The organism is Qipengyuania profundimaris (assembly GCF_030717945.1).
GTDB classification, from domain to species: Bacteria; Pseudomonadota; Alphaproteobacteria; order Sphingomonadales; family Sphingomonadaceae; genus Qipengyuania; species Qipengyuania profundimaris.
The window spans coordinates 1,280,026-1,291,117 of record NZ_JAVAIM010000001.1 but is presented as its reverse complement, the minus strand read 5'-3'; the positions used below and the strand labels follow the sequence as shown (position 1 = coordinate 1,291,117).

At 63.6% G+C, this 11,092-nt stretch carries 12 protein-coding genes; 5 read left to right on the top strand and 7 right to left on the bottom strand.

Annotated elements, in window-relative coordinates; genetic code table 11:
- Window positions 1–38 precede the first annotated feature (38 nt).
- The 7 genes from Q9K02_RS06325 to coxB all read right to left on the bottom strand — a co-directional run bounded on the left by Q9K02_RS06325 (window position 39) and on the right by coxB (window position 7,172).
- Window positions 39–674: an SURF1 family cytochrome oxidase biogenesis protein gene (locus tag Q9K02_RS06325; protein ID WP_305932128.1), complete on the bottom strand. Its 636-nt coding sequence runs from the start codon at window positions 672–674 to the stop codon at window positions 39–41.
- A gap of 78 nt (window positions 675–752) precedes the next feature.
- On the bottom strand, window positions 753–1,574 hold the full coding sequence (locus Q9K02_RS06320) for a cytochrome c oxidase subunit 3 (RefSeq protein WP_305932127.1): 822 nt from the start codon (window positions 1,572–1,574) through the stop codon (window positions 753–755).
- 67 nt (window positions 1,575–1,641) lie between these two features.
- Complete coding sequence (locus Q9K02_RS06315; RefSeq protein ID WP_305932126.1) at window positions 1,642–2,214, bottom strand: cytochrome c oxidase assembly protein; 573 nt, start codon at window positions 2,212–2,214, stop codon at window positions 1,642–1,644.
- 123 nt (window positions 2,215–2,337) lie between these two features.
- Entirely contained in the window at window positions 2,338–3,270 is a 933-nt protein-coding gene (locus Q9K02_RS06310; protein WP_305932125.1) for a heme o synthase, read from the bottom strand.
- Window positions 3,271–3,278: 8 nt separating this feature from the next.
- Entirely contained in the window at window positions 3,279–4,238 is a 960-nt protein-coding gene (locus tag Q9K02_RS06305; protein ID WP_305932124.1) for an alpha/beta fold hydrolase, read from the bottom strand.
- A 76-nt stretch (window positions 4,239–4,314) separates the two neighbouring features.
- Window positions 4,315–6,039 carry a cytochrome c oxidase subunit I gene (ctaD, locus tag Q9K02_RS06300; RefSeq protein ID WP_305932123.1) on the bottom strand — a complete coding sequence of 575 codons (1,725 nt, stop codon included), beginning with the start codon at window positions 6,037–6,039 and terminating at the stop codon, window positions 4,315–4,317.
- A gap of 35 nt (window positions 6,040–6,074) precedes the next feature.
- Window positions 6,075–7,172, bottom strand: coding sequence for a cytochrome c oxidase subunit II (gene coxB, locus Q9K02_RS06295; protein WP_305932122.1), 1,098 nt, complete (start codon window positions 7,170–7,172; stop codon window positions 6,075–6,077).
- 222 nt (window positions 7,173–7,394) lie between these two features.
- Here coxB and pyrE point away from each other — a divergent pair, with 222 nt between their 5' ends.
- From pyrE to lepB, 5 genes are read left to right on the top strand one after another with little or no spacing between them, the layout of a single operon-like run.
- A complete protein-coding gene (pyrE, locus tag Q9K02_RS06290) occupies window positions 7,395–7,976 on the top strand; it encodes an orotate phosphoribosyltransferase (protein WP_305932121.1) in 582 nt (193 codons plus the stop codon).
- A gap of 17 nt (window positions 7,977–7,993) precedes the next feature.
- On the top strand, window positions 7,994–9,055 hold the full coding sequence (locus Q9K02_RS06285) for a serine hydrolase domain-containing protein (RefSeq protein ID WP_305932120.1): 1,062 nt from the start codon (window positions 7,994–7,996) through the stop codon (window positions 9,053–9,055).
- Window positions 9,052–9,810: a pyridoxine 5'-phosphate synthase gene (locus Q9K02_RS06280; RefSeq protein ID WP_305932119.1), complete on the top strand. Its 759-nt coding sequence runs from the start codon at window positions 9,052–9,054 to the stop codon at window positions 9,808–9,810. The genes Q9K02_RS06285 and Q9K02_RS06280 overlap by 4 nt, the downstream gene beginning before the upstream one ends.
- Entirely contained in the window at window positions 9,807–10,208 is a 402-nt protein-coding gene (gene acpS, locus Q9K02_RS06275) for a holo-ACP synthase (RefSeq protein WP_305932118.1), read from the top strand. The genes Q9K02_RS06280 and acpS overlap by 4 nt, the downstream gene beginning before the upstream one ends.
- A complete protein-coding gene (lepB, locus tag Q9K02_RS06270; protein ID WP_305932117.1) occupies window positions 10,205–11,089 on the top strand; it encodes a signal peptidase I in 885 nt (294 codons plus the stop codon). Before acpS ends, lepB begins: the two co-directional genes overlap by 4 nt.
- Window positions 11,090–11,092 lie beyond the last annotated feature (3 nt).

Below are 11,092 nucleotides of genomic sequence, written 5' to 3'. Positions count from 1 at the left end.
TTAGCGGCGGCGGCGCGCACGGGCAAGCAAGGCGGGCTTTAGCCTGCCCTAGCGTCCCTGCCCCGACGGCGAAGCACGAGGATATAGATGACTAGCGCCGTCAGCGCGAAAAAGAACCATTGGCCAGCGTAGCCCCAGGACGTGTTCTCATACTCCTCAGGCCGGGACGGCTGCGAAGGGAGCAGCCCAACCTTGGGCGTATCGGCGACGATCATCAGCGGCCGTTCGGGGCTTTGGAACGTCAACCGCTCCCAGAACCCGCGCTCGTCAGGCGCAAGAACGGCGACGCCCTCCACCTCTCCGCCCGACCATTGGGCTACCGCATCGGGCCTTTCGGCCACCCCGATCTGGGCCTGAAATGGGCGTCCCGAAGACGACAGGCAGGTAGCGATCTGTTTCCAGCCGGTCCGACCCGAAGCATCCCGGCCACCTGCGACCTGCATATCGACGACTTCGGCGCAAGTCGCATTCAGCTTGCGATAGAGCAAGGCTTCGCTCTGCGGGTCGGCAAAGGGATAGTCCGCGACCGGCATCGACGGACGGTCGATCATCGATTGCTTCATCTGATCCCGTTCCGCCGCGCGATCGAGTTGCCAGAAGCCGAGCGCGATCATCGTCGCGATAGCCACCGCGACCACGATTGTCGGAATGATGGGGACGTCCTTGGTCGTCATCTCATTCGCCCAATGCGAGAAGGGCAGCCGCGGCATGGCCGGGCTGCCCCTCGCTTGTTTCGGTCCTGCCGGATGGCATCAGTGGACGGCAGCGCCCCAGCCGCCCCAGACGTAAACGACGACGAAGAGGAACAGCCACACCACGTCGACGAAGTGCCAGTACCACGCAGCCGCTTCGAACCCGAAATGCTGGCGCGGGGTGAAGTGGCCCTTGTAGGTGCGCACGAGGCAGACGATCAGGAAGATCGTGCCGACCAGCACATGGAAGCCGTGGAAGCCGGTCGCCATGTAGAAGGCCGAGCTGTAGGTGTTGCCGCCGAATTCGAACGGGGCGGCCGCATACTCATAGGCCTGGATGGCGGTGAAGACCGCGCCGAGCAGGATCGTCGCCCACAGGCCTTTCTTCAGCCCCTCGCGGTCACCATTGATCAGCGAGTGGTGCGCCCACGTCACCGTGGTGCCGGAGCACAGCAGAATCATCGTGTTGAGCAGCGGGAGCGAGAACGGGTTGATCACCGCTTCGATCGCGTCGGGCGGGAAGGTCCCACCGATGACCTCGGAAATCTCCGAGGGGAACAGGGCGAAGTCGAACCAGCTCCAGAACCAGCCGACGAAAAACATCACTTCCGAGGCGATGAACAGGATCATGCCGTAGCGCATGTGCAGCTGCACGACCGGCGTGTGGTCGCCGCGTTCGGCTTCCTTCACGATGTTGGAGAACCAGGCGAAGAAGGTGGCGATCAGGCCGGCGATGCCGAGGCCGAGCACGAGGTGCGCGCTGGCCATTTCGTGCATGAACAGCACCATGCCGCTGGTGAAGGTGAGCGCCGACAGCGAGCCGAGGAAGGGCCAGATATCGGGTTCGAGAATGTGATATTCGTGATTGACGTTGCCGGCCATATGTCCCTGGTCCTGTATTCGCTATGCGCGCCTGCCCTTAAAGCGCCGAGGCGCGCGGGTCTAGGCCCTAGTCGGCAGATTCTATCGCCCGGTGGAAAGTGTAGGACAGGGTGATCTGCTCCACCCCGTCCATATTGGGATCGTCCAGCGCCTTCGGATCGACGAAATAGAGCACGGGCATCCGCACCTGCTCGCCGGGCTGCAAGGTCTGCTCGGTGAAACAGAAGCACTGGATCTTGTTGAAATAGGCCCCGGCCTGCTCCGGTTCGACATTGAAGGTCGCGGTCCCGGTGATCGGCTGGTCCGAATTGTTGGTGGCGAGGTAGATAGCCATGTCGCGCTGGCCGATCGTCACCGTGTCGGTCGATTGCTCCGGTCGGAAGCTCCAGGGAACGTCGCGCGCGGTCGAACCGTCGAACCGGATCGAGATCGTCCGCCCGCCGGCCGCCGCGCCGAGGCGCTCCGCGGTGGCGGCCTCGCTTTCGCTGGCGCGCTGGGTCGTGCCGCCGAACCCGGTCACCTGGCAGAACAGCTCGTACAGCGGCACGGCGGCATAGCCGAGGCCGAGCATTGCCAGCGCGCCGCCGAATGCCAGTAGCGCCGTTCGGGTCTTGCGGGTTTCGAGCGTGGCGGTGGTCACGATATCCTCACATCCGGGCGATGGTGATGAAATAGAACAGAAAGGCCATGAACAGCAGGATCCCGCCGAGCACGAGGTTCCGGCTCTTCTGGCGACGCTTGAATTCGGCTTCTTCTTCGGGGGTCATCCGATAACTCCTTGGGCGGCGAGGACCCGGTCGACGACCAGCGCCGCGAATAATGCGAAGAGGTAGAACACGCTGAAGCCGAACATGCGCTTCTCTGGCAGCATGCGATCGCCCTCGACCGGCTGGCGGAAGGCCACCGGCACGCTGAGCGCGAGAAAGGCCAGCGACAGGCCGAGCGCGGCAATCCCGTACACCCAGTCCGTCCCGCCGATGAACCACGGCGCGGCGGCAATCGGGACCAGCAGCACGCAATAGGCCAGCATCTGCAGGCGGGTCGATTTCTCGCCGCGGACGACAGGCATCATCGGGATGCCGACGTTTTCGTAATCGATCTTCACGAACAGGGCGAGCGCCCAGAAATGCGGCGGGGTCCACATGAAGATGATTGCGAAGAGCAGCACCGGCATCAGCGTGATGTCGCCCGTCACCGCGACCCATCCGATCATCGGCGGGAAGGCACCCGCCCCGCCGCCGATCACGATGTTTTGCGGCGTGCGCGGTTTCAGCCACATGGTATAGACGACCGCGTAATAGACGATCGCCACGGCAAGGACGATTGCGGCGAGCCAGTGGATCGCGACGCCCATGATGAGGACCGAGGCGACCGACATCACTATACCGAAATCGCGCGCATCCTCGCGCCGCATCCGCCCGGTGGGCAAGGGGCGCTGGGCAGTGCGCTTCATCCCGCTGTCAATGTCGGCTTCCCACCACTGATTGAGCACGGCCGAACCGCCCGCGCCCATCGCGATACACAGGATGGCGGTAAAGCCGAGGATCGGGTTGATGCTGCCCGGCGCGGCGAGCAGGCCGCACAGGCCGGTGAAGATCACCAGCGTCATCACGCGCGGCTTCGTCAGCGCAAAGAAATCGCGCCATTCCGCGGGGAGCTGGGTGGTGGTCGCCTGGGTCATTGGATCGCTGGCCATATAGGGGCTCAGAGCCGTTTTAGCCAGTCGATCAGCAGGCGGTTCACCGCATCGGGTGCCTCCTGCTGGGTCCAGTGGCCGATACCGTCCAGGATGCGTCCTTCGACCTGGGGCGCGAACATGCGCATCAGCGCAACCGGATCCTCGACCGCGCCGAACAGGAAGGTCGCCGGATCGCGCGTGCCGCCGATGAAAAGCGCTGGCTGTTCGATGCGTTTGCCGCTCCAGCCCTGGAGCCATTCGTAATCGGCGACGTGGTTGCGATAGCGGTTAAGCGGCCCGCGGAAGCCCGAAGCCTTGAACTCGGCTTCGTAGAAATCGAGGTCATCCTCCGTCAGCCAGCCGACCGGCTCGGGATCGGGCAAGCCTTCGAGGAAGGTCGCGCCATAGGGCTTTGACCAGTAATCGCCCGGCAACACATCGCCGCTTATCGAATACATCATGCGCTGGACGAAATCGCGCGGGTCCGCCTCGGCTTCCGCTTCGGCGACGCCTTCGGCCTGGAAATATTCCTGATAGAAGAACTTGCCCTGGCTGGTGAAGTGTTCGTGGAAGACCTCGGTGAAGGGGCGGCTCGGCACGCCTGCGAAAGGGACCGACATGCCCGCCACCGCCCGGAAGTGTTCGGGCTGGGTGAACGCGCTGTTCCAGACGATCGGCGCACCCCAGTCGTGTCCGATCAGAACGGCGGGCCCATCGGGAGAGAGCGCCTGCCGCAGGCCAACGAGATCGCCGACGATCCGCTCCATCGCATAGGCTTCGACCGGCTGCGGTTTGGCGGAGCCGCCATAGCCGCGCACGTCGATCGCGCAGGCGGTGAACCCCGCATCGGCGACCGGACCGATCTGATGGCGCCAGCTATACCAGCTTTCGGGAAAGCCATGGACCATGATGGCGAGCGGACCCTCACCCTCGATTGCACAGCGCAGCGAGACGTCGCCGACATCGATGGTGCGCATTTCTGGCATCGAAAGTCCTTTCGCCGGATGTGCGAACGGCCGACCCGCTGAGGGCCGGCCGCTGCTTTGCCTGAGGGACCCGCCCTTATGCCGAAGTGGGCTTCTGGTCGCCGATGGGCATGTGGTTGTGGTGGTCGTGATGCTCCTCGATCACCGGCAACTCGCTGAACTGGTGGAACGGCGGCGGGCTCGACAATGTCCATTCGAGCGTCGTCGCGCCTTCGCCCCAGTAGTTCGCCCCGACCTTGCGACCGGCGATGAAAGCATAGGCGATGTTCACGAAGAACAGGACCATCGATGCGGCCATGATGTGATAGCCGAACGAGCTGATCTCGTTCCAGTAGGTGTAGGCTTCCGCGTAGTCCGGATAGCGGCGCGGCATGCCCTGCCAGCCCAGGAAATGCTGCGGGAAGAAGATCACGTTCACGCCGATGAAGAAGCCCCAGAAGTGCAGGTGCGCAAGCAGTTCGGAGTGCATCCGGCCGCTCATCTTCGGGAACCAGTAGTAGAAACCGGCAAACAGCGAGAACACCGCGCCCATCGACAGCACGTAATGGAAGTGCGCGACCACGAAGTAGGTGTCGTGGACCACGTCGTCCACGCCGCCATTGGCGAGGTAGACGCCGGTCACGCCGCCGACGGTGAACAGGAAGATGAAGCCCAGCGCCCAGACCATCGGGCTCTTGAACTCGATCGAGCCGCCCCACATCGTGGCGATCCAGCTGAAGATCTTCACGCCGGTCGGGACCGCGATAACCATGGTGGCCGCGGTGAAATACATCTTCGTATTCACGTCGAGTCCGACAGTGTACATGTGGTGCGCCCACACGACGAAGCCGACCACGCCGATCGCAACCATGGCATAGGCCATGCCGAGATAGCCGAACACCGGCTTGCGGCTGAAGGTCGCGACGATCTGCGAAACCATGCCGAAGCCCGGCAGGATCATGATGTAGACCTCGGGGTGACCGAAGAACCAGAAGAGGTGCTGGTAGAGGATCGGGTCGCCGCCGCCTGCCGGGTCGAAGAAGGTCGTGCCGAAGTTACGGTCCGTGATCAGCATGGTGATCGCGGCTGCGAGTACCGGCAGCGCCAGCAGCAGCAGGAAGGCGGTAACCAGCACCGACCACACGAACAGCGGCATCTTGTGCAGGGTCATGCCTGGCGCGCGCATGTTGAAGATGGTGGTGATGAAGTTGGTCGCACCCAGGATCGAGCCGGCCCCGGCAAGGTGCAGCGAGAAGATCGCGAAATCGACCGCCGGGCCTTGCGAGCCGGAGGTCGAGAGCGGCGCATAGACCGTCCAGCCAACACCTGCACCCGGACCCGTGCCGCCCGGCACGAAGAGCGAGAACAACAGCGAAACGAAGCCTGCCACGGTCAGCCAGAACGAAATGTTGTTCATGCGCGGGAAGGCCATGTCCGGCGCGCCGATCATCAGCGGCACGAACCAGTTGCCGAAGCCGCCGATCATCGCCGGCATGACCATGAAGAAGACCATGATCAGGCCGTGGGCAGTGATGAACACGTTCCACATGTGCAGCGAGGTATCGAAGTCCGCGCTGCCGCCCATGAACTCGGCCCAGAACTGGAGGTACTGAATGCCCGGTTCGGCCAGCTCTGCACGCATGATGCCCGAAATCGCGCCACCGACGATGCCCGCGATGATCGCGAAGATCAGGTAGAGCGTACCGATGTCCTTGTGGTTGGTGGACATGAACCAGCGCGCGAAAAAGCCGGGCTTGTGATCGGCGTGATCATGCGCGTGGTCGTCGGTATGGGCCTGGAAGCTATCGGCGGTAGTGGCCATCGTGCTAATCTCTCGAGTCTATATTCAAGTCTGGCTTACGTGGTAACGTCTTCGACCGGCGGTGCGCCGGCGCCCGGAGCGCTCGGTTCGGCGCTTTCGGGCTCCTGCACGGCCGGCAGCGACGGATCGGCTTCGATGCCTGCCTCTTCCTCACCGGCGACGGTGCCGCCCTGGGCACGGACCCAGGCGTTGAACTGGTCGAGCGGCAGCGCCTCGATCGCGATCGGCATATAGCCATGGCGCGCGCCGCACAGTTCCGAACACTGGCCGTAATACACGCCCGGCTCGTTGATGGTGAGCATCTTTTCGTTGAGGCGGCCCGGGACGGCGTCGAGCTTGAACCACAGGCTCGGCACGGCGAAGGAGTGGATCACGTCGGCAGCAGTGGTCTGCAGGCGGATCGGCACGCCGACGGGGAGGACCATGCGATTGTCGACGGCCAATTGGTAAGGCTCGCCCCGCTCACGCGCTTCGGCGTCATCGAGCATGTTGGAGACGATCTCGAAATCGCCATTGTCGGGATAGGCGTAGCCCCAGTACCACTGGTAGCCGATCGCCTTGACCGTGATCGCGTCCTTGGGCGGGGTCTCGTACTGCTTGGCGATCAGAGTAATAGAGGGGATTGCAATGCCAAGCAGGATAAGCGCCGGTACCACGGTCCATATTACCTCGATCGTGGTATTATGGCTCGTCTTCGAAGGCACGGGGTTAGCACCCTTGCGGAAGCGCACGACAACGTAAACCATCAGCGCCAGCACGAAGAGGCTGATCGCGATCATCACCCAGATCAGGCCGACATGCAGGCCGTTGGCATATTCGCCGGTCGGCGAGAACTGAGATTGCACGTCCCACGCGCCGGGAATTGGCATGCCCTTGCCTTCGGTCGGGGCCATCGGAGTGTAGGCATCGCTGCCAGCCGAAACAGCTTCCGGATCCGCGACATCCGCAGCTTCTGCCGGATCGACACCTTCCAGCGCCGAAGCGGGGGTCTGCTCGGGAGCCGGAGCGACGAGATCGTCCTGCGTCAGACCTTCCTGCGCCAGCGCAGCCTGCGGAGCCACGGCCAGCATGCCAGCCATCGCCAGCCCGGCCATGGTGCGGTTCAAACCCTTGAAGAAGCCAGGAAAATTCATCGTCTGGACGCTCTTTCGTATCTCGTTTTCAGCTCGGCCCGGTGATCGTTGGAAAGACCATCGAGAATCGGCCGCCCATGGTACAACAACCCGGAAATGGGCGGGATTTGGGCTGCCCTATAGGCAGGGATGGCCTGCGCCTCAAGCGCCCAACCGACAAAATTATGCATTACCCTTTGTCTCTTGCGCAATCGCGCGCAACACGCTTTGAACCGGGACGGTATGACAGAAGACGAAATCCTCTCCGAATTCCGCGCCAGCGAAGCCTTGCTCGAAGGCCATTTCAAGCTCAGCAGCGGGCGGCACAGCGGGCATTATCTCCAATGCGCCAGAGTGCTGATGAACCCGGAACGCGCCGGGAACCTTGCCCGGGCACTGGCTCAAAAGATCCCGCGCGAATTTCGCAACGAGGTCGACGTGGTGATCAGCCCGGCGATGGGGGGCCTGATCATCGGCCATGAAATGGGCCGGGCGCTGGGCAAAGATGCGATGTTCCTCGAGCGGCCCGAAGGCGAATTCCACCTTCGCCGCGGGTTCCGCCTCGATCCGGGTGCCAAAGTGCTGATGGTGGAGGATGTGGTGACCACCGGCCTATCCAGCCGCGAAGCGATTACAGCAGTCGGCCGCGAAGGTGGCGAGGTGATAGCCGAATGCGCGCTGGTCGACCGCAGCAACGGGTCTGCCGATCTGGGCGTGCCCTTCTTCCCGCTGATCGACATCACCTTCCCGAGCTATGCGGAGGACGAGGTGCCGGACGAGCTTGCTGCCATACCCGTGACCAAGCCGGGGAGCCGCGCCGCTTGATGCGGCTTCTTGCAGGTATGCTAGCGCTCGTCTGGGCGAGCCTCGCCGGCCCGGCGCTGGCTTGCGCTTTGCAGCCTGTATCGGTGCTAGGCGACGAAGCTGCCGAGCCTGTCCGCCCGCCCTTCTACGCCGCACTCGATACAGCGATCGGCGAAGATTTCCCCGGCGAGGTCCAGCTGTATCGCGACGGCATGACCTATTGGGTCCGCAGCGCGCCTGACTGCGAAAACGCAACGTGGCCCTGGGCCTCGATCACCAAGCAGGTCGTCGCGGTGCTGGTCATGCAGGAGGTCGAGCGCGGCGCGCTGGAGCTGGATGCCCTGGCGACAAGCTACCTACCGTTCCCGCCTGCCCAAGATATCGCCGCGCCTACGGTCCGTGAGGTGCTCCAACACCAATCGGGGTTGCGCAATCCGGACGACAGCCCGCAGGATGCGAACGGCGTTCCAGACTTCTATTCGACCGGACCGAGCGGGGTCGAATGGTGCCTTGCCGGACGCAGCGCGCCCCCCGCCGAAGGCTGGACGTACAACAATTGCGACTACATCGTGCTCGGCGCGGTGCTGGAATCGGTGACAGGCAGACCGATTGGCGCGCTGATCGGCGAACGCTTTCGTACTGCCGGAATTCAGGGCCCGATGCTCGCCCCCCGGCGACCGCGCAGCCTCGCGCGCAGCGACGCGGACTTCCCTTTCGACATCTCTCGCTACGGCGCTTCGGCGGGGATCGTCGGTTCAATGAACGATATCATCGCCTTCGACCGCGCGCTGCTCGACGGCAGGCTCCTGTCACTCGAAGCGAGAGCCGAAATGTGGGAAAGCGATCCGGCGCTCGGCTACATGGCGCTGGGCCAATGGGTCTATGACGTGCCGCTTGCCGGTTGCGACGGGGCGGTAAGAATAGTCGAGCGGCGCGGTGCGATCGGCGGCTACCAGCTGCGAAACTTCATCCTTCCCGAGACCGAGATGGCGCTTGTGCTTGCAGTGAAGGACGAAAATTTCGATTTCGGCGAGCTGTGGCAGCAGCAGGGGCGCTCATTCGACATCCTGTCAGCCGCAGCGTGTGGAGACGCGACATGAGCAATGGCTCGAGCACCGGCAAACTCCGCCTCGGCGTGAACATCGATCACGTCGCCACCATCCGCAACGCGCGCGGCGGCGACCATCCCGATCCGGTGCGCGCTGCGGAGATCGTCGCCAGCGTGGGCGGTGACGGAATTACGGCGCACTTGCGCGAGGACCGGCGGCATATCCGTGATGCGGACCTTCGGCGCATCCAGCAGGCCACCGATCTGCCGCTGAACCTGGAAATGGCTGCGACCGAGGAAATGCTCGACATCGCCCTCGCCCACACACCCCATGCCGCCTGCATCGTCCCGGAAAAGCGCGAGGAGCGGACTACCGAAGGCGGACTGGATGCGGCCGGGCTGCACAACACGCTGACGCCGATCGTGTGGAAGCTGAAGGACAACGGCATCCGCGTCTCGCTGTTCATCGAGGCGGACGAACGGCAGCTGGACGCCGCCCAGCGCCTCGGCGTGCCGGTAGTCGAGTTCCACACCGGCGAATACGCCCATGCCGGGCTCGACGGCGATGCCGAGCGCGAGGGGCGCGAGCTGGAGCGCATCGCGACCATGTCAGCCGCTGCGCGCAGCGTCGGGATCGAACCGCACGCGGGGCACGGACTTACCTACGAGAATGTGAAACCCATTGCGGCTATTCCGGAGCTCGCCGAGTTGAACATCGGGCATTACCTCGTCGGCGAAGCGGTATTCGTGGGGCTGGAAGAAGCTGTCCGCCGGATGCGCAGGTTTATGGATGAGTCTCGCATATGATCATCGGCCTCGGCTCCGACCTCTGCAATATCGAGCGGATTCAGAACTCTCTCGACCGTTTTGGAGAGCGGTTCGAGAACCGCGTCTTTACCGAAATCGAACGCACCAAAGCGCGGCGGCGGCCGTTCACCGTCGCGGGCACCTATGCCAAGCGGTTCGCGGCCAAGGAAGCGTTCTCCAAGGCCGTCGGCACGGGCTTCCGGCGTGGCGTCTTCATGAAGGATATCGGCGTCGTGAACGCCAAATCCGGTGCGCCCACGCTCGCCCTGACCGGCGGCGCTGCAATCCGGCTTGCGGAAATGGTGCCGGAGGGCCATGAGGCGCGCATTCATCTCACCCTCACGGACGATCACCCATGGGCGCAAGCTTATGTGATCATCGAGGCCCTTCCCGCATGAGTACCGGCACACCGGCAATGAACGACATCGCCAAGTCTTCCGACAGCAAGGACGAAAAGGTCGACTGGCTCGCGGAAATCCGCGGTCTTGCGCTGATGCTCCTGGCCGTCTTCGCGTTCCACAGCTTCATTGCCAAGCCCTTCTACATCCCGTCGGAATCGATGATGCCGAACCTGTTGGTCGGGGATCGGCTGATCGTCAGCAAATATCCCTATGGTTGGAACTGGTCCTCGATCAGCTTCCACCTTGCCCCGCGCGGTGACTGGCGGGTGATGGGCGACACACCCGAATACGGCGACATCGTCATCCCCGTGCACCCGGAGCGCGACGAGGATTACATCAAGCGCGTGGTCGCCCTGCCCGGCGACCGGATCGCTGTGAGAGGCGGGCAGATCATCCTGAACGGGACGCCGGTCGAACAGCGGGTGGAGCCTGCGCTCGACCTTCCGCTGGATGCCAATTCGCGCTGCGACGGCTTCAATCTCGACAATTTCCGCGCCCGCAACGACGCCGGTGAACTGGTGTGCCGGGTGCCGGTGATGCGCGAAACGCTGCCCAATGGCGCGACCTATCTGGTGATCGACCATACCCGCACGGCGCTCGACAATTTTCCCGAGATCACCGTGCCGGAAGGCGAGGTCTTCGTGATGGGCGACAATCGCGATCATTCCTCCGACAGCCGCGAGCTCGCCAGCTCGCGCGGCCTGCTCGGTCCGATCCCGCTGGAGAACATCGGCGGGCGCGCTGAGTTCATCACCTTCTCGCTCGACGGCACTACGACGCTCAACCCGGTGAGCTGGTGGACGAGCCTGCGCGAAGGGCGCTCCTGGTCGACGCTGCGTCCTGCGGTGGTGGAACGCCGAAGCGCCACGGCGAGTTGATCC